Consider the following 22,831-nt stretch of genomic DNA (forward strand, 5'->3'; position numbering starts at 1 on the left):
TTCTATATTTGTGCAATGCTTTAGGGGTGTCTATTTTCTGATAGGCTGAGATTTTACCCTTTGAACCTGATCTAGTTCATACTAGCGTAGGGAAAAGTAGTCTGTTTTGAGTGGGATATTGTCTTCATTCCCAAATAAACATTCCTAAAGTGTAACTTAATTTTTTTAGGAATGGAACTCACAATCAATCACCAAAAAAAGTCTTTTGACCAACTGCCGCCGTCGTTGGAACAGTTGCTTATTGCCGAAAATTTGCTCAAAGATTTGGGTATCGCCGTGGCGGTAAATAATTCCGTTGTACCTCGTAATCTCTGGGCAACTACTCCCCTACAACCTAATGATAATATACTGATAATCACCGCTACGCAGGGAGGGTAATTAATTATTAATGGTTAATGAACAATTAATTCCGAATGTCTCGGGACTGGCAATGAACAATTGATAATTGATAGCATGTAAATTGATTTTACAGAACTTAAACTATTAGAAATTACACACATTTAGTCTATATTTTCTCTAAAAGCGAAGCGTCTATGTTATCTAAAAAGAAAATCTCTGATTCTCAATTGTAAAAATATCTATGTGGCTATGTGGTAAAAAATATTCCACAAATATTTTAGTATAATCTAATTAGTAATAAAAAAACAATAATAATGGAAAATAAACACGAGATTTCAACAACACCTTTTCCGTGTTCTAAGAAAGTGTATGTTGAGGGGAAAATTCATTCGATAAAAGTGGCGATGCGTGAAATTTCATTGCATCCAACAAAATTGACTAATGGCGGTGTTGAAGAAAATCCTCCAATTACGGTGTATGATACTTCGGGGCCTTATACCGATGAAAATTATGAAGTTGATGTGCGTAAAGGACTTCCTCGTTTGCGTGAACAGTGGATTCTCAATCGTGGAGATGTAGATGTTTTGGACGGAATTACTTCGGAATATGGTCAAAAAAGATTGAATGACGAAAAATTAGACCAGCTGCGTTTTCAGTACAATCACAAACCAAAATGTGCCAAAGAGGGAATGAATGTTACCCAATTGCATTATGCAAAAAAGGGTATCATTACGCCTGAAATGGAATACATTGCCATTCGTGAAAATCAACGCATTGAGCAGTTGGATCTAGCGACCAAAGGAATGGATTTTCAACATCAAGGGCATAGCTTTGGGGCAAATACGCCAAAATCGAAAATCACTCCTGAATTTGTGCGTAATGAGATTGCAGCTGGTCGTGCGATAATCCCCAACAATATCAACCACCCAGAGAGCGAACCGATGATTATTGGGCGAAATTTCTTGGTGAAAATCAATGCCAATATCGGAAATTCTGCCGTTACATCGAGCATCGAAGAAGAGGTAGAAAAGGCAGTTTGGGCTTGTCGCTGGGGTGCCGATACGATTATGGATTTGTCAACTGGAAAAAACATACACGAAACCCGCGAATGGATTATTCGCAATTCGCCTGTACCAATTGGAACTGTGCCGATTTATCAAGCATTGGAAAAGGTAAAAGGTGTGGTGGAAGACCTAACTTGGGAAATTTTCCGTGATACTTTGATTGAACAAGCCGAGCAAGGGGTGTCGTATTTTACCATTCACGCAGGGGTACTTTTGCGTTATATTCATTTGACAGCCAATCGTGTAACTGGAATTGTATCTCGTGGTGGATCGATTATGGCAAAATGGTGTTTGTTTCACCACAAAGAAAATTTCTTATACACGCATTTTGAGGAGATTTGCGAAATAATGAAAAAATACGATGTTGCCTTTTCGTTAGGCGACGGTTTGCGTCCAGGCTCGATTGCCGATGCAAATGATGCGGCTCAATTTGCGGAGTTGGAAACCTTGGGCGAATTGACAAAAATCGCTTGGAAACACGATGTGCAGGTGATGATTGAAGGACCAGGGCATGTTCCGATGCACATGATAAAAGAAAATATGGACAAGCAATTGAAGGAATGTCACGAAGCTCCTTTCTACACACTCGGACCTTTGACAACGGATATTGCACCCGGTTACGACCACATTACTTCGGCGATTGGAGCTGCGATGATTGGTTGGTTTGGCTGTGCGATGTTGTGCTATGTTACCCCAAAAGAACACCTCGGATTGCCTAACAAAAAAGATGTAAAAGACGGAGTAATCACCTACAAATTGGCTGCTCACGCTGCAGATTTAGCCAAAGGACACCCTGGAGCTCAATACCGTGACAATGTGTTGAGTAAAGCCCGTTTTGAATTCCGTTGGGAAGACCAGTTCAACCTGTCGATCGACCCAGACACCGCACGAGAATTTCACGACGAAACACTTCCTGCCGACGGAGCAAAAATGGCACATTTCTGCTCAATGTGTGGCGCAAAATTCTGTTCAATGAAAATCACCCAAGAAATCCGCGAAGCCAACGAAAAAGGTATGTTGGAAAAATCAAAGGAATTTGTAGAAAAAGGAAAGGAAATTTATATATAATCGGTTGAGTGCTTATTTTCTGCCATATCAATCTCAAAAAGACAAATTCAACGAAAGAGTTGATTTCAAGTAAATTATAGATACTTATTCGTTTGATAGAGAATTGAGATTTTTTGTTTTTGATTGTATTGAGCGTATAGAAGTTGCTATCCGTACACAATTTATTTATCAAATGGCAATGAAATATAATGATAGTCATTGGCACGACAATCAAAATTAATTTATAGCATCGTTTTACAACAAAAAAGGAATAAAAATAGATCCTTTTTCAGATTTTCAAGCTATAATTTCAAAAGCGAAGACAACACCAAAACCAGAAGTTTTATAAAGCATTGTATTGATAATTACGACAATCCGAGCAATCCTCCTGCGTGGATGTGTTTTGAGCTTTTGACAATTGGTGAATTATCAAATATTTACAAAGGATTGAAAAACAATGATGATAAAAAACTCATTACCCATTTTTTCGATGTTCATTATACTGTTCTTACCTCTTGACTTCACACGCTTACCTATGTTCGCAATATTTGTGTTCATCATAGCCGATTGTGGAACAAAGATTTGACAGTAGAATCCGAAAGATTGTTAAAACCAAAAGGTGCTTGGATGAACGACAGATTTAACAATAACAAAAGAACATTTTACTTCTTGTGTGTATTTAAGTATTTGTTGATTCATGTCAATCCAAATAACAGTTTTACAAAAAAGTTGATACGTTTGTTTAATAAATATCTCAATGTAGCTATAAAATATTTAGGTATTCCATCTGAAGGAAAAGGTAATCTAATCGATTGGACAAATGAACCGCTATGGCTATCTTAATAATTTGAAAAATGCTAATCATCATTTCTCCAGAAAATACAATCCCCTGCGAACCCCAAATAATCAATCAATTATTTGACGATGGTTTGGAGTTGTTGCATGTACGGAAATATCAATTTTCAGATGATGAAATGAGGTTTTATTTAGGGGAAATAAAGGCGAATTATTATTCAAAAATTGTTTTGCACTCACATTTTCATTTGGCTGAAAAATTTGGCATTCATCGTTTACACATCAGAGAAATAGACCGAAAAAACGAAAATTTTCCACAAGCTAAACATTGGCATTTGTCCACTTCTGTTCACAGTATAGACGATTTCAATCAATTGGAAGAACATTGGCAATACGCATTTTTGTCGCCTGTATTTCTGAGTATTTCCAAAAAAGGCTATGGAGAACATTCTGATGTGTTGGCTCAAATTTTCATGCGAACCAATTTTCACACAAAACTCCTCGCCTTGGGAGGAATAACCGCCGAAAATATCGAAAAAGTACTTCAACACGGAGCAGACGGTGCTGCATTGTTGGGAAGTATTTGGTTGAGTAAAGATCCGTTTGAGGAGTTTTTTAGGCTGAAATGTATCCTCAAAAGCATATAATAAATGGATTACATTTGTAAAAAAAGGAATACGAAATGAAAGAAATGACCACTTTATTGGAAAACATAGGTAAAATTTACAACAAGCACGAATGCAAGTCAATCGTGTGATAAATTCTGCTATGATACTAAGCTATTGATAAATAGGACGATTGATTGTTGAAGAAGAACAAAACGGAGAAAAACGAGCCGAATACGGTAAACAGCAATTACAACAGATTTCTGACTATCTCACAACACATTACGGAAAAGGTTTTGATATTACCAACATCCGTAGAATAAGATTATTTTATTTGCAGTTTCCAATTCGAGACACACTGTGTCTCGAATTGAGTTGGTCGTACTATAGATGCTTGTTACATATTGAAAATCAAGAAGCAATTAGTCAAAATTGGAGCGTAAGGACGTTGGATAGACAAATTAGCGTATTATACTATGAGCAACTTTTGGCTTTACAGGAGAAAAATTTAGTAATTGCCGAAGCTAAGGAAAAAACCGAAAAATTGGCAGATAACATTAAAAACTATCTAAGAGCCCCTTATATTTTGGATTTTTTAAATCTGTCTAACAAACCATACCATGAATCGAATGTAGAGGAAAGTCTTATCAATAATATTCAGCACCTTTTACTCGAATTGGGCAAAGGTTTTGCTTTTGTAGAACACCAACAACGCATTCGATTTGATGATGAAGATTTTTACATAAACTTGGTGTTTTACAACTTTAAATTGAAATATTTCTTGTTGATTGACATAAAGTTAGAGAAATTAAAACATCAAGATATTGGACAAATGGATACCAATGTTCGTTTGTACGACGAAATTCACAAAGGAACTGACGACAATCCTACAATTGGTTTGGTTTTATGTGCTGAAAAAAGCGATTCCGTTGCCAAATATTCTGTACTCGCCGATAGAAAACAATTGTTTGCAGCGAAGTATTTACCTTATCTCCCAACGAAGGAAGAACTTCAAAAGCTCATCAATATCAGTAAATTACATTTTAAGGATAATAAATAACTTTTGAGAGATAGTGTCTCTCGAATTATGAAAAAGAAAATTTTTCCAGATTCGAGACTCACTGAGTCTCGAATTCATTTTGATAAAAAATGCAGGAGTCTAATAAAATACTCAGCATAGCAGGATTTGATCCAAGCGGTGGTGCAGGAGTTTTAGCGGATGTAAAAACTGCTGAGCAACTCAAGGTGTATGCTATGGCAATCATCACGGCGAATACTTTGCAAACCGAAGATGCGTTTTTTGATTTACAGTGGCAACCTATTCAAACGGTTGAAAATAGCATTTCAACTTTAATGAACCGATACGATTTTTCGGTGGTAAAAATCGGTATTGTACCGAATGTCAATTATTTACACAAAATAGTTTCAAAAATCAAACAGTTGCAACCTCAATGTAAAATCGTTTGGGATACCGTGTTGAAAGCATCGGCTGGAGTGGATTTTTTCGCTACGGAAACTTTAGAATTATTACCCAAAACTTTAGAAATGATAGATTTAATCACCCCAAATTTTGAGGAATACCAAGTACTGAAAAACTATCTTTCGCCACGAAATACGGTGTTGATCAAAGGCGGACATCGCACCGAACAATTGGGAACGGACTCGTTGATTTTCAAGAATCAAATCATTGATTTTCCCCCCAATGTAGCGACTGTTTATCCCAAACACGGTTCGGGGTGTGTGCTGTCGTCGGCAATTACAGCTTATTTGGCACAAGAAAAATCGTTGGAAGAAAGTTGTCGTTTAGGCAAACAATATGTAGAAAAATTTTTGAATAGCAATGCTTCTTTATTAGGAAAACACAATGAAAATCAGTAAATTACAATATATTTCACAAGGTCTTACAGCCAAGGAACAAAAACGAAATATTCGCACAGCCTTAGACCAAGGCATAGATTGGGTGCAGCTACGATGGAAAAATGCTATGGATAAAGAAATCACAAATTTAGCTGAAACCATAAAAATCCACTGCGAAAACTATCAAGCGTCATTAATCATCAACGATTTTGTTTCTGTTGCCAAGGCTGTAGATGCTTGTGGGATTCACTTAGGATTGAACGACGAAAAAATCACTACTGCAAGAGCAATTTTGGGCAAAAATAAAATCATCGGCGGTACAGCCAACACTTTGGAAGATGTTATTCAACGCATCAACGAAGGCTGCGATTACATCGGCTTAGGTCCGTACCGTTTTACGACTACCAAAGAAAAACTCAGTCCTATTTTAGATTTGGAAGGTTACAAAAATATCTTTACTCAACTAAAAGAACAGCAGATTGAAATTCCGAAAATCATCGCCATTGGCGGAATAGAGTTTAATGATTTACAAGCGATTAAAGAAACAGAAATATACGGTGTAGCCCTTTCGGGATTGATTACAAAACAGCCAGAGTTGGTACAAACAATTAAAAACATATTACAATGACACACTTAAAAATAGCAGATAAAACATTCGCTTCCAGATTGTTTTTGGGAACAGGTAAATTTGGAAGTTTACAGGAAATGACCGAAGTGGTTCGAATATCGGATTCGGAATTGGTAACGGTGGCTCTCAAACGCGTGGATACCTCAAGGGAAAACGACGATTTGCTTTCGGCGTTGCAGTTGCCAAAAGTCAATTTACTACCCAACACTTCGGGGGCAAGAAACGCCAAAGAAGCGATTTTAGCGGCGGAATTGGCTCGTGAAGCCTTGCAAACCAATTGGGTAAAATTGGAAATTCACCCTGACCCTCGTTATTTGTTGCCCGACCCAATCGAAACGCTTAAAGCTACGGAAGAATTGGCAAAAAAAGGATTTGTGGTTATGCCCTACACCCACGCCGACCCTGTTTTGTGCAAACGCTTGGAAGACGCAGGTACAGCCGTTGTGATGCCGTTGGGAGCTCCGATTGGCAGTAACAAAGGCTTGAAAACCATTGATTTCTTGGAAATTATCATCGAGCAAAGTAAAGTTCCAGTAGTGGTAGATGCTGGTATTGGTGCTCCGTCTGATGCCACCAAAGCCATGGAATTAGGAGCTGATGCCGTATTGGTAAACACCGCTATTGCCGTGGCTCAGCAACCTATTTTGGTGGCTGAAGCCTTTAAAGAAGCCGTAATTTCTGGTAGAAAAGCCTACGAAGCTGGTTTGGGAGCGGTGCATTCTGGTGCCAATGCTTCAAGTCCGCTGACGGCGTTTTTGATGGAATAGCAGACCAAACACATAGAAACATAGAAAACATAGGATTTTACCATTAAATTCTATGTGAACTAATGAAAGCGAAGCGTCTAAATTTCACTCAAAGTAATCTATGTTACTATGCTATCTATGTGGTTTAATAAAAAAAAAATCAAAGTCTATAAGGTCGAATTCGACACCTTTATAGAAAAAAAACAACAAATCTTAAATCGGTTATGAGCAACGGATTTATAAACACTTTCAAACAATACAACTGGGAGCAGATAAAAGAACGCATTTACACGGCTACGACTCGTGAGGTGGAATATATTTTGGCGAAAAACAAACGCACGGTGGAGGATTTTATGTCGTTGCTTTCTCCTGCGGCGGCTCCGTATTTGGAGCAAATGGCTCAGATGTCTCAACGCATTACCCAAAAACGATTTGGAAAGACCATTCAGCTCTATGCTCCGATGTATTTGAGCAACGAATGTCACAATATTTGTAGCTATTGCGGATTTAGTTTAGACAACAAAATCCGACGTAAAACATTGTCCGACAGCGAAATCCTCATAGAAGCTATGGCACTAAAATCTATGGGCGTTCAGCATATTTTGCTGGTGAGTGGCGAAGCAAATCGTACGGTGGGTGTGGACTACTTCAAAAACGCTATCCAACTTTTACACCCGCATTTTACGCATATTTCTATCGAAGTACAACCGCTTTCCGAAGAAGAATATACCGAACTAAAAGCCTGTGGTGTGCATACTGTGTTGGTATATCAAGAGACTTACCATCAGGAGGCTTACAAAGTCTATCACCCCAAAGGTAAAAAATCCAATTTTAAGTTTAGATTAGACACGCCCGACCGGATTGGTAGAGCCCAAATTCACAAAATAGGCTTAGGCGTGTTACTTGGCTTGGAAGATTGGCGAGTGGACAGTTTTTTCAACGCCTTGCATATCGACTACCTTCAAAAAACCTATTGGCAAACCAAATATTCGGTTTCCTTTCCACGACTTCGCCCTGCGGAAGGCATCATAGAACCCAATTTCATTATGGAAGACCGCGATTTGTTGCAACTGATTTGTGCCTACCGAATTTGGAACGAAGATTTGGAAATCTCCATTTCAACCCGTGAAAATGAAAAATTCCGCAATCATATCATTTCTCTCGGAGCTACTACGATGAGTGCCGCATCCAAAACCAATCCTGGTGGCTATGCCGTAGACAAACAATCGCTCGAACAGTTTAAAACCAGTGACGAACGCTCTATGGAAGACATTAAAAAACTCATTCAACAAACAGGCTACGAACCCGTAATGAAAGATTGGGATGTTAGTTTTGGTTGATTATTTATGAAATGTATATCTTTGTTAAATATTATTATTTCTTAATAAGACATTCCTATAAAACAATAAAATGAAATATAAAAATATACGAGAAGAAGAGCTAAAAAATAAAATAGGACAAGATTGGTTCAAAAACTTTGATACTACCGAAATCATCGGAAACATAGACTTTACCGTTTTCCCTATCCAAAACGATCTTTTTGGACGCACTCCCCTACTTTGGGCAGAAGCTAAAACAGGCAATTACGACCTTACTACAATGTTCGTACAGTTGATTTTGACCATTGGTAAAGCCAGAACTTTTGACAAAACCTTGCCTCCTGCCTTTCTCGGAGCGTTTGATTTCAAGAAAATAGCCTTTGTACCCTACCTCAGTGTACAAGATATTTTCTATATGAATGATTTCAATTGGAATGTTATGCCAAGCAACCACGAAACCAAAGAGTTTCAACTCATCAAAGAGCGTATAGAAAGCACTTTAAAGGAAAAATCTCATATTTACGATTATGAAAAAGAAGAAAAAGAACTGCGTTTTTTCATCAAAAACAACATTGCCAAAGCACAAGACACCGCCAAAATAAAAATTGACAAAAACAATTTCATTCCCATATACTTACGTTGGTTAGAAATTGTAAAACCTATCATTGAGGTAAATTGGGACTTCCTCAAAAAAAATAACATTTTCGACAGCGATTTTTACCTCGCCGACCTTTTTGTAGACGACAACAACACCCAATGTATTTCTGACGACCAATCTATCAGAGACAATCTGTTTGTAATATACCAAAACCAAGGCTACAAAATAGCCAAGGAAAACCTCAAACAAATGTTTGATGCCACCATTGGCATACGCAACAAAGACACCTATCAGCAGTTTTGGAAACGCTACAAACGTCCACCTCTCAAAGAATACCAAGATTATATCATCGAACGCCGCGATTTGTTGGTACCGCAAGACATACGCGAACGCAAAGGAGCATTTTTTACCCCTCGAATATGGGTAGAACTCTCCCAAAAATACCTCACCGATTATTTGGGCGAAAACTGGCAAGACAACTATTACATTTGGGACTGTGCAGCAGGTACGGGCAACCTCTTGGCAGGATTGACCAACAAATACCACATCTACGCCTCTACCCTCGACCAAGCCGATGTAAATGTAATGCACGAACGCATAGAACACGGAGCCAACCTTTTGAAAAGCCATGTCTTTCAGTTTGATTTTCTGAATGACGAGTTTGTGCCTATTTCCCAAGGAGGAAAACTTCCCGACAGCCTTTTTGAAATCATCAACAACGAAGAAAAAAGAAAAAAGTTGGTAGTGTATATCAATCCACCGTATGCAGAGGTTGGTTCTAAGGGAGAAAGAGAAAATAAAACGGGAGTTTCAAAAACGAAAGTATTAGATAAATACAAGCCTTTAATGAAAAAAGGAAGTAATGAACTTTTTGCCCAATTTTTAATCCGAATTTACAAGGAAATCCCTAACAGCGTGATTGCAGAATTTTCAAAGTTGAAAATTCTGCAATCACCAAATTTCTCGGATTTCAGAAAAAACTTTCGAGCGAAGCTCGAAAAAATTTTTTTGGTTCCAGCAGATACTTTTGACAATGTAAAAGGTCAATTTCCGATTGGATTTAAAATTTGGGATACCAAAATTGATGAGGAATTTAATGCAATTGAGAGTGAAAGTTTCAGTACTAAAGGGTATTTAAAGCAAAAAAAGATTTATAACACAGAAACTCCTATTAGTAATTGGATCTTTGAAAAATTAGATGATAAAAACAAAATTGGACATTTAAGTTGTCGAGGTGGAAATGATTTTCAAGGTCAAAATTCTGTTAATATTAATTCTTACATTGTAAAAATATCTGATAGAAATAATAGAAGATATAGAAGTACGTTAAATATAGATTCGTCTAATTTAATAAAAACTTGTGTCTTCTTCGCTGTTCGTCATTGCATACCTGCGGATTGGCTCAATGATCGAGACCAGTTTTTATATCCAAATGACGGCTGGCAAACCGACACCGAATTTCAGAATGACTGTTTGGCATACACACTTTTTCACGGACAAAACCGCATTTCATCAAACGAAGGCGTCAATCATTGGATACCTTTTTCCGAAAGCGAAGTAAACGCCCCAGAAAAATTTGCGAGTAATTTTATGACCCATTTTATAAAAGGGAAAATCAGCCCCCTAACTTTCGAAGGGGAAAAAACTTCACTGTTTTCCGAAGAAAAAATAGCTCCCTCTCCTTGGGAGAGGGTTGGGGTGAGGCATTTCTCAGCAGAAGCCATCGCTGTTTTTGATGCTGGTCGTGAATTGTGGAGATATTATTTTCAAGTCATCGCTCCCCTCTCTTTGGGAGAGGGGTCGGGGGTGAGGCTCAATCCAAGTTTGTACGACATTCGTGAACATTTTCAAGGCAGAAACGAAAAAGGTAAAATGAACAACAAAAGCACCGATGAACGTTATACTACACTTATTGGAGAATTGAGAGAAAAACTAAAAATACTGGCTGACAAAATCAAACCAAAAATATATGAATATGGTTTTTTGAGAGAATAATCAATGTGAAAAATAAACTTGAAGAAAATTCAACAATCGAGGATTTCTCGGGAGTTCGTCAAGAAAGTGATTTTTAAACAAGAGGAAAAGTAAAAAAATTATTTTCTGTAAAATTTGCACCTACTGATTTTTTAATTGATAAAACATTTTATTGAAACCAAGAAAAAAAACTACTAACTACTAAAATCTAATCACTAACAACTAACATGCGTTACAGCCGACAAATATTTATAGAAGAAATTGGTGTTGAAGGGCAACGAAAAATTCAAAAAGCCAAAGTTTTGGTGGTGGGTGCTGGTGGATTGGGCAGTCCTGTAATACAATATTTAGCTGCGGCAGGTGTACAACATTTGGGCATTGCCGACTTTGATATTTTAGAAATCCACAACCTCAACCGACAGGTCATTCACACTGAAAAAAATGTAGGAAAACCTAAAGTGAATAGTGCTTTGGAGTTTGTAAATTCGTTGAATAGCGATATTCAATGTACTATTTTTCAAGAGAAAATCACAACAAAAAACGCTCAAGAATTACTTCAACCTTATGACATCATCGTTGATTGTTGTGATAATTTCAGCACACGATATTTACTCAACGATACTTGCATAGCTTTAGAAAAAACATTGGTATATGGCAGTATTTTGAGCTTTTGAAGGACAAGTAGCGGTTTTCAATTATAACGGAGGAAAAAACTTGCGTGATTTATTTCCCGAACCTCCCAAAAATCAACAACCCGACTGCGATAGATTGGGCGTTTTAGGTGCTTTGCCTGGTATTATTGGTAGTATGATGGCTATGCAAGTGCTTCAAATTATTTGCGAATTATCGCCCTTGCACAATCAATTGCTCATCGTCAATACCAGAGATTGGGAGTTTATGAAAATATCGTTTTAATTTAACCTTCTTTCAACACATTTTGTCATAGAAAATTTCTAATTTTACGATGAGATAGTTCACAAATAAATATAATCATGAAAGTAAAATCATACGCTGCTCATAGTGCAACCACTCCATTGGTTCCGCATACGATAGAAAGAAGAGAAGTACAACCTCAGGATGTATTAATTGAAATTTTGTATTGTGGTGTATGCCATAGCGACTTACACACGGCTCGTTCGGATTGGGGACGCACGGTTTATCCTGCTGTGCCTGGTCATGAGATTGTGGGAAAAGTTGTAAAAGTAGGCGATGAAGTAAGCAAACACAAAGTAGGCGATATTGTAGGAGTGGGTTGTTTGGTTGAGTCGTGCGAACATTGTGCTTCGTGCAATCAAGGTTTGGAGCAATACTGCGAAAAGGGATCTACAGGAACCTACAATTCTCGCAATTCGAAATACGGTGGTATCACTTACGGCGGTTATTCTCAGCATATCGTAGTAGAACAAAATTTTGTATTGAAAGTACCGACAAATTTGCCATTAGAAGCGGTTGCACCTTTGCTTTGTGCAGGTATTACGACTTGGTCGCCATTGAAACATTGGAACATTTCGGCTGGAATGAAAGTAGGAATCATCGGTATGGGTGGATTGGGACACATGGGAGTAAAATTTGCTAAAGCTATGGGGGCAAATGTGGTTGTTTTGACTACAAGCGAAAGCAAACGCCAAGATGCTTTAGATTTGGGTGCTGACGAAGTCTTGATTACTAAAGATGCCGAACAAATGGCGGCTCATCAATACAGTTTTGACTTTTTATTGAATACCATCCCTGTAGATCACGATGTAAACCCATATTTGATGTTGTTGAAATTGGACAAAACCATGTGTATGGTGGGTGCTATTGAACCTCTTACCAACGTACACGCGGGACTATTAATCAACAGACGAAGACATTTGGTAGGATCGCTGATCGGTGGCATCAAAGAAACCCAAGAAATGTTGTTTTTTTGTGGCGAACATCAAATTGTTTCAGATATAGAATTGATCAATATTCAGGACATCAACAAAGCATACGATCGCATGATAAAATCTGATGTAAAATATCGCTTTGTAATTGATATGAAGAGTTTGAATGTTTAATTCATATAAAAAAGGTAGCTCTGTGTGAACTACCTTGTGTTTTTTATACCAAACTTTCTTTGATTTGCGTAAATGCATTTACCAATAAGTCGTCGCTTGTGGCATACGACAAACGGATACAATTTGGATTTCCGAATGCGTCGCCCGTTACCGTGGCTACATTGGCGTGTTCTAACAAATACATAGAAAAATCTGTGGCATTGTTGATTTTCTTTCCTTTCAATTCTTTTCCGAAATATGAGGATACATCTGGAAAGGCGTAAAAGGCTCCTTCTGGTACATTTACTTTCCATCCTGGGATTTCTGAAATCAACTGCATTACCAAATCTCTACGCTTTTTAAACGCCTCTACCATATACTGAATTTTTTCTGGCGATGCTTCCAAGGCTGCAATTGTGGCTCTTTGTGCAATAGAGTTGGCTCCACTGGTTACTTGTCCTTGCAATTTTGTACAGGCTTTGGCGATGAATTCTGGTGCTCCGATGTAACCTATTCTCCATCCTGTCATGGCAAAGGCTTTGGCTACTCCGTTTACCGTAATTGTGCGGTCTTCCATTCCTGCCAACGAACCAATACTGCAATAATCTATGGTGTAGTTGATATGCTCGTAAATTTCGTCCGATACTACAAAAATCTGTGGAAAATCTTTCAACACGGCTACCAAATTTTCTAATTCGGCTTTGCTATACACTGACCCCGATGGATTACACGGCGAACTAAACCACATCATCTTGGTTTTTGGGGTAATCACTGCCCTCAACTGCTCGGCTGTGATTTTGAAATCTGTATCTACCGATGTTGGTACTTCTACGGGTACTCCGCCCGACAAGCGAATAATTTCTGCATAGCTAACCCAATAAGGTGCTGGTAAAATTACCTCATCGCCATCATTTAGCATTACTTGAGCTATGTTGTACAACGATTGTTTTGCTCCTGTAGATACCACAATATTTGACGGTTGATAGTTGAGATTGTTATCTCTTTTAAACTTATTGCAGATGGCTTTTTTCAAATCGTCGTATCCATCAACTGGCGGATAAGCACTGTAATTTTCATCGATTGCTTTTTTTGCGGCTTCTTTGATAAAATCTGGCGTGTTGAAGTCTGGCTCTCCCAAACTCAAACTGATAATATCGATTCCTTGAGCTTTTAATTCTCTGGCTTTGGCTGCCATTGCCAATGTTTGAGAAACTGATAAATTATTGATTCTTTCTGAAAGTGAATTTGTATTCATTGTTATATAAATTATACGGTGTCAAAGGTACAATTTTTTATATTTGTAAAAAAATGAAAAATGAATCCACAGATATCTTTTGACCAATTGCCCACTTACGAAAATATTTCGCATACAATGCTGAATCCCAAATACAAATACATCGCAAGGATGAATGCATTGATTGCTTTTATTCTCACCTTGGCAATTTCGATTGCTATTGTATTTTTGTTTGAAGAAACCTTGGCCTATATCATAGCGGTTTTATTGTTTTTATTGGGTAGTTATTTATCACTTTTGAATCTTTTTGGCTATCGATACAAATCGTATGCTTTTCGTAAACACGATGCTGTTTTTCAAAGTGGAATTTTTGTAACTCATATTGAAATCATTCCCTACATCAAACTTCAACACATTACCATTACACAAGGTTGGTATGCCAAAAAATTGGGATTGGCCACTATAAATTTATATTCTGCTTCGGCTGATAATGAAGTAACTATACCTGGACTTACTTTGGAAGAGGCAGAGCAATGGAAAGAATTTGTATTGAACCGTGTACAAACTATCGAAAACACCGATGATGAATTATAATTTTTCTATTCCTAATAAATTAGAAAACAAGGCTTTATTATTAGCTATTGGAAATTCGTTTTATAAAAATATTCGTATTTTGATAGCTGTAATTGTTATTTTTATCGGAAGAAAAACGACCAATAAAGAGGCAGATATTATTGGGCTAACAAGTGCCTTTTCTATTTTTGCTTTGATATTTATCGCTAATTTTTTATACCACTTTATCAAACACAAAACTTTTCGCTATCAAATAATTAACGACGAATTGGTGGTTACAAAAGGATGGTTGCAAAAGTCGAAAACTGTTGTAAAAAAATCAAAAATCATTGAGGTACATCTCAAACAAAATTTTATACACAAAATCGTAGGATTGTACCTTGTAATAATTGAGACAGCTGGAAGTGAACGCGTAGAAATTTCTATTGTTGGGGTGGATTATGAAAAGGCATTGGCTTTTAGAGAAGCGTTACTTGCAGAAGAAAATCTTTTCAATGAAGAAGTTGTTTTGGATAAAGAGATTCCCAAAATATCTAAACAAACCATTGTTTCTATTAGTTGGAATACACTATTGAAAATGGGATTGACAAGAAATCATTTGCAGTCAATAGGATTGATTGTTGCTTTTTCATATAATATTTTTGAGACTATAAAGGATTTATTTTTTACAGGTGAAAAATTGTCAGATTCGATTGATCAATTGCTAGAAGTTGATTATTCTGCTGTTATTTGGACAATAACTATTGTATTTCTGCTGTTGGGAATATTGATTTTTAACATTGTGCGTACATTTTTACAATATTATGGTTATAAAATCGAAAATATAAACAATAAAATGGTTGCTTCGTATGGATTGCTCAATTCTAATATTGTTTCTGTTCCAGCGGATAAGGTACAAATGTTTCGTATTCAACAAAATTACTTTCAAAAAATTATCCAACTATTTGAAATAGAAATTTTACAAATTGGCTCTACCAACAACAAAAAAAAGAAAAACTCAGGATTGATTGTTCCTGCAGTCAATACAACGGAAATGCAAAAGATTTTCGATTTTATTTACAATGATACATTAGATAAAGGCACCTATTTTTTCCGTCCTAATTATCGAAAGTTTATTGTAGAATCTACATTAACAGTAGGTGCTTTACTTTTAGTATTTACTCCTTTGTATTATTTTGATATATTGCCTTTTCTGTGGATATATGCATTGATTATCACGTTTCCTACTTTGTATTGCTATCTGTCTTTTAGGTTTGAAAAACTATACCTAAAAGATGACTTTGTAATATTGCAAAAAGGCGTTTGGGACAAAGATACTTTTTATCTGCATATATCTAAAATTCAAAGTATAAAGGTATCACAAAGTTTTTTTCAAAAGAGAACCAATTTTACAAGTACCACGCTTTATACAGCATCTAAAAGTCTCACTATTGGATATTATGATGCCGATTTGATAAAAAAATTAGCCAATGAAATTTTAGGAATAATTGAAGGTTTAGTACCACAAAAGGCGTAGCTTTTTTATTTTAAAAAATACAACTTTCAATTTGATTACATTTAGTAAAACAAATTGCAATTTGACCCTACATATTCACTATCTTTGCAAAAATTTTTTTTACAATGAATCGACCGAACAACAAAAATAAATTTTCAAAACCTGCATTTTCTAAAGATGCTAAGAGATTTTCAAAACCTGCTACTCCTAAAAAATCTGCACCAGCAAAGGCTAAAGACGATGGAGTGCGATTGAATAAATACATTTCAAATTCTGGAGTGTGTTCGCGTCGTGATGCAGATTTGTACATTTCTTCGGGAAATGTTACTGTAAATGGTAAAATTGTTACGGAATTGGGATTCAAGGTGCAACCCAACGACAAAGTATATTTTGACGGCGTGTTGCTAAACCCAGAAAAAAAAGTTTATGTATTGCTCAACAAACCCAAAGGTTTTTCTAGTACAGAAGACGATAGAGAAACCAACGCTTACCACTTGGTACGCAACGCTTCTACAGCCAAACTAAAACCTGTGGGGCGTATGGACAAAACCACTGTGGGATTGCTACTCTATACTAATGACAACGAAATCATTCAAAAGTTTACCAACGCAGCGCAACATTCACCTAAATTGTACCAAGTTTCATTGGACAAAAACCTGAAATTTGAAGATTTGGAAAAAATCGAAAAAGGCATGTATGTAAACGACCACCGTGTATGGGTAGATGAGATTTCGTACATCAACAATCAACCGAAAAGTGAAGTGGGTATTCAGTTGAAAACATCAAATATCAAAGTGGTTCGTGCCTTGTTTGAAAAATTGGGTTACGATGTCATCAAGCTCGACCGTGTAGCCTTTGCAGGATTGACCAAATGGGGATTGACTCGTGGACAATGGCGTTTCCTTACCGAACAAGAAATCATCAATTTGAAAAATTGTAGGTAAAAATTAAACGAAAAATAAATAATAAGCAATAAAATCAAGTATAAAAAACATATGCAACTTTCAGAACAAGAAATCATTAGAAGAGAAAAACTTACCAAATTGCAAGAGTTGGGCATCAACGCCTACCCTGCCGATTTATATCCAGTAGATCATACTTCAAGTCAAATAAAAGAAAACTTTGAAGAAGGTAAGAAAGTAATTGTTGCAGGAAGATTGATGAGCGTTCGCGACCAAGGTAAAGCGTGTTTTGCCGAATTGCAAGACTCTCAAGGTAGAATACAATTGTATCTCAATAGAGATGTAATCTGCCCAGAGGAAGATAAAACATTATACAATACCGTATTCAGAAAACTTATCGATTTGGGAGACATCATCGGTGTAGATGGAGAATTGTTTACTACCAATGTGGGTGCAAAATGTATCCGTGTACAAAAATTTTCGTTGCTTACCAAAACCCTACGTCCATTGCCATTGCCAAAAACAGACGACCAAGGCAATGTGTATGACGCATTTACCGATCCAGAACTTCGCTATCGTATGCGTTATGTAGATTTGATTGTAAATCCACAAAACAAAGATATTTTTATCAAGCGTACCAAGTTGTTCAATGCAATGCGTCAGTTTTTCAACGACGCAGGATATATGGAAGTAGAAACTCCTGTTTTACAAGCTATTCCAGGTGGAGCTGCGGCACGACCATTCATCACGCATCACAATGCGTTAGACATTCCGTTGTATATGCGTATTGCCAACGAATTGTACCTCAAAAGACTCATCGTTGGTGGATTTGACGGAGTGTATGAATTCTCGAAAAACTTCCGCAACGAAGGTATGGACAGAACCCACAATCCAGAATTTACGGCAATGGAAATCTATGTTGCCTACAAAGATTACAACTGGATGATGGACTTTACTGAGCGTTTGCTCGAGCATTGTGCCTTGGCAGTAAACGGCACTACCAAAGCAACTTTTGGTGAACACGAAATCGATTTCAAAGCACCGTATAAACGCGTTACGATGCGTCAGGCAATTATTGATTTCACAGGATTTGACATCGATGGAAAATCAGAAGACGAAATCCGCAAAGCAGCTCAAGATATGGGAATTGCTGTGGACAAAACAATGGGTAAAGGAAAATTAATTGACGAAATTTTCGGTGAAAAATGCGAAGGAAACTACATTCAGCCGACCTTTATCACAGATTATCCAAAAGCCATGTCGCCACTTACCAAAGCTCACCGCGACAACCCAGAACTTACCGAGCGTTTTGAACTCATGGTATGTGGAAAAGAAATTGCCAATGCCTACTCAGAGCTCAACGACCCTATCGACCAAAGAGAACGCTTTGAAGACCAATTGAAATTGTCTGAAAAAGGTGACGATGAGGCAATGTTTATCGACCAAGATTTCCTAAGAGCTTTGGAATTCGGAATGCCACCAACTTCGGGATTGGGAATCGGAATGGACAGATTGATTATGTTCCTTACCAACAATCCGTCGATTCAGGAAGTGTTGTTTTTCCCACAAATGAAACCAGAAAAACAAGCACCAGCAGTAGAATTGACCGATGAAGAAAAAATCATCTTGGCAATTATAGAAAAAAACAACCCAATTGCTCTTGCTTCGCTAAAAGAACGAGCAGCTCTAAGTGGTAAAAAATGGGACAAAGCCATGAAAGGATTGGCTGCCCACAAATTCACACAAGTATATTCTGAAGGTGAAGAGAAAATGGTAAAACTACTTGAAGAATAATTATCTAAAATACGCAAAAAACTCCCCTAAATCAGTTATTTAAGGGAGTTTTTATTTCTATCAATTTTTATTTCCCATTATAATTGGAATATGTTTTCTTCGATTAAAAATATTACCTTTGTATCTATGTTAAATTTCAACTAAACAATGAAAAAATTATTTATTATCACCTTTTTAAGCTGTATACAACTCATTACAGCTCAAACACTAAAAGGCATAGTCGTAAACGAACATAACGAATATATAGAATATGTAGATTTTGGAATTGTTGGAAAAGAAAAGAGTTTTACTTCCGACAGCAAAGGACTATTTTCGATAGATGTTTCTTCGTACAAACCTACAGATAGCTTGTATTTCACACATTTCAATTTTCATAGAAAGTCAATAGCAATAAAAGATTTTACAAAGACAATAACTTTGAAAGAAAACGCATTTGAATTGACTCCCATCGTAATTGATGTAAACAAATCAAAGTTGAAAACAATAAAGTCTAAAGGGATGAAAGTACCAGGTGCCACTGCAAGTTTTTCTTCGATTGGAGAAGCCTCTGATTTTTTTGGTATGGGAGATTTTGTTACTTTAAAACACGATTATGTAGCAAAAGAATTGCATACACAATACCTTTTCAACAATTTGAAACAAGTAGTTTTTCGGTTGAATTTTTACAAAGTAGAAAAAAACAACGCATTGACGCCACTAAACGAAAAACCAATCTACATAAATTTCGAACCAACCAAAAGAAAAAAAGATTTGGTAGAACAATTTTCTGTAAACTTACCTAAAGGTAAGATATGGATTGAGTTTGATATTGTAGAAGTAGCAGGTAATGAATCGGCTAAAATACATTTTCCTATCTCTCTTTCAGGTGGCTGGATACGCTATGACCGAAGGTTTGAAAAAATACCTATGGGAATGGGGCTTTCTTTTGAAATAAAGGGGTATAAGGCGGAGTAAGTATTTTCTTAATACTTTGTACTCAATTCTTAATTCGAAATTACTACTTTTGCAAAAATAATTTGAAATGCACTTTTTATCACAAGAATTGGAAGATTATGTAGCTTTTCACTCGGAAGACGAACCCAAATTGCTACAACAACTCAACAAAGAAACGCACCAAAAGATTTTGCAACCGCGTATGCTTAGCGGTCATTTTCAAGGGAGATTTCTGAGCCTGATTTCAAAGATGATTGCTCCTAAAACTATCTTAGAATTAGGTACTTTCACTGGCTATGCTACTTTGTGTTTGGCAGAAGGATTGACCAATCATGGCGAAATTCACACCATCGACATCAACGAGGAATTGGAGGATATTCAAACCAAATATTTTCAAAAATCTGATTACGCTGAGCAAATCAAACAGCATATCGGAAACGCTTTGGATATTGTGCCTCAACTCAACAAAAAGTTTGATTTGGTTTTTATCGATGCCGATAAAGAAAACTACATCAACTACTGGAATATGATTGTTCCTATGATGAACAAAGGTGGTGTAATCCTTTCAGACAATGTGCTTTGGAGTGGAAAAGTGCTGCAAGAAGTAAAGAAAAACGACAAATCTACTCAGGTGCTATTGGAATACAACCGCCTGTTAAAAGAAGATCCAAGAGTAGAAACTGTCTTGCTTCCAATCAGAGACGGATTGACGATGAGTAGAATTTTATAACCAACAACAATATTTTTACATAAATGATTACAAATCCAAAAAGATATACCATTACAGCGGCTTTGCCTTATACCAACGGACCTATCCACATTGGGCATTTGGCTGGAGTGTATGTTCCTGCCGATATTTATGCGAGATTTTTACGCCTAAAAGGAAAAGATGTTGCCTTTATTTGTGGTAGCGACGAGCATGGAGTGGCTATTTCTATGAAAGCCAAAAAAGAAGGAATTACTCCTCAACAAGTGATTGACAAATACAACAAAATCATCAATGATTCGTTTGCAGAATTTGGGATTTCGTTTGACAATTATTCGCGTACTTCGGCGGAGATTCACCACAAAACAGCTTCTGAATTTTTCAGAAAATTGTACGACGAAGGAAAGTTTATTGAACAAACCACCGAACAATTGTACGATGCAGAAGCCAATCAATTTTTGGCAGATCGCTTCGTAACAGGTACTTGTCCAAAATGTAGCAACGATGGTGCTTACGGAGACCAATGCGAAAAATGTGGTACTTCGCTCAATGCCACGGATTTAATCAATCCAAAATCGACAATTACAGGAAGTACACCTGTACTGAAATCAACTAAACACTGGTTTTTGCCTTTAGATCAATACGATGCGTTTTTGCGTGAATGGATTTTGGAAGGTCATAAAAACGACTGGAAACCCAATGTATATGGTCAGGTAAAATCTTGGCTCGACGACGGTTTAAAGCCTCGTGCTGTAACTCGCGATTTGGATTGGGGAATTGATGTGCCAGTAGAGGGGGGCGATGGAAAAAAATTATATGTGTGGTTCGACGCTCCAATTGGATACATTTCTTCAACCAAAGAATGGGCCACGAAAGTTGGTAAAGATTGGGAACCTTATTGGAAATCAGAGGACACGAAATTAGTGCATTTCATCGGCAAAGACAATATTGTATTCCACTGTGTGATTTTCCCTGCAATGTTGAAAGCAGAAGGAAGTTATATTTTGCCAGACAATGTACCATCAAATGAATTTTTAAATTTGGAAGGAAATAAACTTTCGACTTCAAAAAATTGGGCAGTTTGGTTGGATGAATATTTGGTAGATTTTCCAGAAAAACAAGATGTTTTGCGTTATGTTTTAACGGCAAATGCACCAGAAACCAAAGACAACGATTTTACTTGGAAAGATTATCAAGCCAGAAACAACAACGAATTGGTGGCTATTTTCGGAAATTTCATCAACCGAGTGGTGGTGCTTTCCAATAAATATTACGACGGAGTAATTCCAACGCCAAACGAATTTACCGAAGTTGATAAACAAGTGTTGGAGGAATTGAAAGGGTATCCAGCACAAATCGAAAATTCTATCGAAAGATACCGTTTTAGAGAAGCCTTGGGCGAAATGATGAATGTGGCTCGTTTGGGTAACAAATATTTGGCAGACGAAGAGCCTTGGAAAATCATCAAAACCGACCCAGAGCGTGTGAAAACTCAAATGTTTGTAGCCTTGCAAATTGCGGCAGCACTTTCTACTTTGGCAGAACCATTTTTGCCATTTACCGCTGCTAAATTGAAAAAAATGTTGGCAATCGATACGCCTATTTCTTGGGAAAGTATTGCAACAACCGAGCAATTGATTGCTCCTGCTCATAAAATAGGTACAGCGGAATTGTTGTTTGCAAAAATCGAAGATGAAGAAATCCAAAAACAAATCGACCGATTGGAAGCTAAAAAAATTGCCAATGCCGCCGAAGCAAAACAAGTAGAACCACAAAAAGAAATAGCTCAATTTGAAGATTTTGCAAAAATAGATTTACGTGTAGGTACAATTATCGAAGCCGAAAAAATGCCAAAAGCCAATAAATTATTGGTAATGAAAGTGGACACAGGTATCGATGTACGCACCATAGTTTCGGGTATTGCCGAGCATTTTACCCCAGAGGAAATCATCGGAAAACAAGTAACCGTATTGGTAAACTTAGCTCCAAGAAAATTGCGAGGAGTAGAAAGCGAAGGAATGCTTTTGCTCACCGAAACCAAAGAAGGAAAATTGGTTTTTGTAAACCCAGAAACAGAAGGCGTTTACAACGGGGCAATGATTGGATAAAGAAATTTTATTGAAGCTGCCAATGGCATTATTTACAAAATAATAGAAAATCGGTTGTCGTATTGATAACCGATTTTTTTATGATATTTTTGTTGT

General features: G+C 36.9%; 21 protein-coding genes, 1 pseudogene and 1 riboswitch. Of the genes and pseudogenes, 21 read left to right on the top strand and 1 reads right to left on the bottom strand.

Annotated elements, in window-relative coordinates:
* Window positions 1-12: 12 nt before the first annotated feature.
* Window positions 13-110: riboswitch (TPP riboswitch) on the top strand.
* Window positions 111-171: 61 nt separating this feature from the next.
* The 14 genes and pseudogenes from thiS (at window position 172) to AB4865_RS00835 (ending at window position 13,011) form a co-directional block, all read left to right on the top strand.
* The gene (gene thiS / locus AB4865_RS00770) at window positions 172-378 is read left to right on the top strand and encodes a sulfur carrier protein ThiS (RefSeq protein ID WP_372473831.1); all 207 of its coding nucleotides are present in this window, start codon (window positions 172-174) and stop codon (window positions 376-378) included.
* Window positions 379-653: 275 nt separating this feature from the next.
* Window positions 654-2,471 (top strand): phosphomethylpyrimidine synthase ThiC, encoded by a 1,818-nt coding sequence (thiC, locus tag AB4865_RS00775; protein ID WP_372473832.1) that lies wholly within the window; start codon window positions 654-656, stop codon window positions 2,469-2,471.
* A gap of 103 nt (window positions 2,472-2,574) precedes the next feature.
* Complete coding sequence (locus AB4865_RS00780; protein WP_372473833.1) at window positions 2,575-2,691, top strand: Abi family protein; 117 nt, start codon at window positions 2,575-2,577, stop codon at window positions 2,689-2,691.
* A complete protein-coding gene (locus AB4865_RS00785) occupies window positions 2,670-2,969 on the top strand; it encodes an Abi family protein (protein ID WP_372473834.1) in 300 nt (99 codons plus the stop codon). The genes AB4865_RS00780 and AB4865_RS00785 overlap by 22 nt, the downstream gene beginning before the upstream one ends.
* Window positions 2,970-3,032: 63 nt before the next feature.
* Window positions 3,033-3,293 (top strand): hypothetical protein, encoded by a 261-nt coding sequence (locus tag AB4865_RS00790; protein ID WP_372473835.1) that lies wholly within the window; start codon window positions 3,033-3,035, stop codon window positions 3,291-3,293.
* An 11-nt stretch (window positions 3,294-3,304) separates the two neighbouring features.
* Window positions 3,305-3,892 (top strand): thiamine phosphate synthase, encoded by a 588-nt coding sequence (locus AB4865_RS00795; RefSeq protein ID WP_372473836.1) that lies wholly within the window; start codon window positions 3,305-3,307, stop codon window positions 3,890-3,892.
* Window positions 3,893-4,043: 151 nt separating this feature from the next.
* The gene (locus tag AB4865_RS00800; protein WP_372473837.1) at window positions 4,044-4,910 is read left to right on the top strand and encodes a PDDEXK nuclease domain-containing protein; all 867 of its coding nucleotides are present in this window, start codon (window positions 4,044-4,046) and stop codon (window positions 4,908-4,910) included.
* Between the two features lie 89 nt (window positions 4,911-4,999).
* Window positions 5,000-5,728, top strand: coding sequence for a hydroxymethylpyrimidine/phosphomethylpyrimidine kinase (locus tag AB4865_RS00805; RefSeq protein WP_372473838.1), 729 nt, complete (start codon window positions 5,000-5,002; stop codon window positions 5,726-5,728).
* Window positions 5,715-6,335, top strand: coding sequence for a thiamine phosphate synthase (locus tag AB4865_RS00810; protein ID WP_372473839.1), 621 nt, complete (start codon window positions 5,715-5,717; stop codon window positions 6,333-6,335). Before AB4865_RS00805 ends, AB4865_RS00810 begins: the two co-directional genes overlap by 14 nt.
* Window positions 6,332-7,102, top strand: a complete 771-nt coding sequence (locus AB4865_RS00815) for a thiazole synthase (protein WP_372473840.1) — start codon at window positions 6,332-6,334, stop codon at window positions 7,100-7,102. The genes AB4865_RS00810 and AB4865_RS00815 overlap by 4 nt, the downstream gene beginning before the upstream one ends.
* A 203-nt stretch (window positions 7,103-7,305) precedes the next feature.
* The gene (thiH, locus tag AB4865_RS00820; RefSeq protein WP_372473841.1) at window positions 7,306-8,421 is read left to right on the top strand and encodes a 2-iminoacetate synthase ThiH; all 1,116 of its coding nucleotides are present in this window, start codon (window positions 7,306-7,308) and stop codon (window positions 8,419-8,421) included.
* Window positions 8,422-8,491: 70 nt separating this feature from the next.
* Complete coding sequence (locus AB4865_RS00825; RefSeq protein ID WP_372473842.1) at window positions 8,492-10,993, top strand: hypothetical protein; 2,502 nt, start codon at window positions 8,492-8,494, stop codon at window positions 10,991-10,993.
* Between the two features lie 206 nt (window positions 10,994-11,199).
* Window positions 11,200-11,887: pseudogene (locus tag AB4865_RS00830) on the top strand (ThiF family adenylyltransferase).
* A gap of 74 nt (window positions 11,888-11,961) precedes the next feature.
* The gene (locus tag AB4865_RS00835; protein ID WP_372474865.1) at window positions 11,962-13,011 is read left to right on the top strand and encodes an NAD(P)-dependent alcohol dehydrogenase; all 1,050 of its coding nucleotides are present in this window, start codon (window positions 11,962-11,964) and stop codon (window positions 13,009-13,011) included.
* Window positions 13,012-13,054: 43 nt separating this feature from the next.
* Here AB4865_RS00835 and AB4865_RS00840 read toward each other — a convergent pair whose 3' ends face one another.
* Complete coding sequence (locus tag AB4865_RS00840; protein WP_372473844.1) at window positions 13,055-14,245, bottom strand: pyridoxal phosphate-dependent aminotransferase; 1,191 nt, start codon at window positions 14,243-14,245, stop codon at window positions 13,055-13,057.
* Between the two features lie 60 nt (window positions 14,246-14,305).
* On the opposite strand from AB4865_RS00840, the gene AB4865_RS00845 reads away from it, so the two are divergent.
* The 7 genes from AB4865_RS00845 to metG all read left to right on the top strand — a co-directional run bounded on the left by AB4865_RS00845 (window position 14,306) and on the right by metG (window position 22,735).
* Window positions 14,306-14,818, top strand: a complete 513-nt coding sequence (locus AB4865_RS00845) for a PH domain-containing protein (RefSeq protein ID WP_372473845.1) — start codon at window positions 14,306-14,308, stop codon at window positions 14,816-14,818.
* Window positions 14,808-16,313 (top strand): PH domain-containing protein, encoded by a 1,506-nt coding sequence (locus AB4865_RS00850; protein ID WP_372473846.1) that lies wholly within the window; start codon window positions 14,808-14,810, stop codon window positions 16,311-16,313. Before AB4865_RS00845 ends, AB4865_RS00850 begins: the two co-directional genes overlap by 11 nt.
* 104 nt (window positions 16,314-16,417) lie before the next feature.
* Window positions 16,418-17,236, top strand: coding sequence for a pseudouridine synthase (locus AB4865_RS00855; RefSeq protein ID WP_372473847.1), 819 nt, complete (start codon window positions 16,418-16,420; stop codon window positions 17,234-17,236).
* Between the two features lie 51 nt (window positions 17,237-17,287).
* On the top strand, window positions 17,288-18,988 hold the full coding sequence (gene lysS / locus AB4865_RS00860; protein WP_372473848.1) for a lysine--tRNA ligase: 1,701 nt from the start codon (window positions 17,288-17,290) through the stop codon (window positions 18,986-18,988).
* A 147-nt stretch (window positions 18,989-19,135) separates the two neighbouring features.
* Window positions 19,136-19,942, top strand: coding sequence for a carboxypeptidase-like regulatory domain-containing protein (locus AB4865_RS00865; RefSeq protein WP_372473849.1), 807 nt, complete (start codon window positions 19,136-19,138; stop codon window positions 19,940-19,942).
* Between the two features lie 67 nt (window positions 19,943-20,009).
* Entirely contained in the window at window positions 20,010-20,651 is a 642-nt protein-coding gene (locus AB4865_RS00870; RefSeq protein WP_372473850.1) for an O-methyltransferase, read from the top strand.
* Between the two features lie 23 nt (window positions 20,652-20,674).
* Window positions 20,675-22,735 carry a methionine--tRNA ligase gene (gene metG / locus AB4865_RS00875; RefSeq protein ID WP_372473851.1) on the top strand — a complete coding sequence of 687 codons (2,061 nt, stop codon included), beginning with the start codon at window positions 20,675-20,677 and terminating at the stop codon, window positions 22,733-22,735.
* Window positions 22,736-22,831: the final 96 nt, after the last annotated feature.

Source organism: Capnocytophaga sp. ARDL2 (genome assembly GCF_041530365.1).
Lineage (GTDB): Bacteria > Bacteroidota > Bacteroidia > Flavobacteriales > Flavobacteriaceae > Flavobacterium.

Coding starts and splice junctions, on each gene's coding strand:
- thiS (WP_372473831.1), top strand. CDS start 172: ATGGAACTCACAATCAATCACCAAAAAAAGTCTTTTGACCAACTGCCG.
- thiC (WP_372473832.1), top strand. CDS start 654: ATGGAAAATAAACACGAGATTTCAACAACACCTTTTCCGTGTTCTAAG.
- AB4865_RS00795 (WP_372473836.1), top strand. CDS start 3,305: ATGCTAATCATCATTTCTCCAGAAAATACAATCCCCTGCGAACCCCAA.
- AB4865_RS00805 (WP_372473838.1), top strand. CDS start 5,000: ATGCAGGAGTCTAATAAAATACTCAGCATAGCAGGATTTGATCCAAGC.
- AB4865_RS00810 (WP_372473839.1), top strand. CDS start 5,715: ATGAAAATCAGTAAATTACAATATATTTCACAAGGTCTTACAGCCAAG.
- AB4865_RS00815 (WP_372473840.1), top strand. CDS start 6,332: ATGACACACTTAAAAATAGCAGATAAAACATTCGCTTCCAGATTGTTT.
- thiH (WP_372473841.1), top strand. CDS start 7,306: ATGAGCAACGGATTTATAAACACTTTCAAACAATACAACTGGGAGCAG.
- AB4865_RS00825 (WP_372473842.1), top strand. CDS start 8,492: ATGAAATATAAAAATATACGAGAAGAAGAGCTAAAAAATAAAATAGGA.
- AB4865_RS00840 (WP_372473844.1), bottom strand. CDS start 14,245: ATGAATACAAATTCACTTTCAGAAAGAATCAATAATTTATCAGTTTCT.
- AB4865_RS00845 (WP_372473845.1), top strand. CDS start 14,306: ATGAATCCACAGATATCTTTTGACCAATTGCCCACTTACGAAAATATT.
- AB4865_RS00850 (WP_372473846.1), top strand. CDS start 14,808: ATGAATTATAATTTTTCTATTCCTAATAAATTAGAAAACAAGGCTTTA.
- AB4865_RS00855 (WP_372473847.1), top strand. CDS start 16,418: ATGAATCGACCGAACAACAAAAATAAATTTTCAAAACCTGCATTTTCT.
- lysS (WP_372473848.1), top strand. CDS start 17,288: ATGCAACTTTCAGAACAAGAAATCATTAGAAGAGAAAAACTTACCAAA.
- AB4865_RS00865 (WP_372473849.1), top strand. CDS start 19,136: ATGAAAAAATTATTTATTATCACCTTTTTAAGCTGTATACAACTCATT.
- AB4865_RS00870 (WP_372473850.1), top strand. CDS start 20,010: ATGCACTTTTTATCACAAGAATTGGAAGATTATGTAGCTTTTCACTCG.
- metG (WP_372473851.1), top strand. CDS start 20,675: ATGATTACAAATCCAAAAAGATATACCATTACAGCGGCTTTGCCTTAT.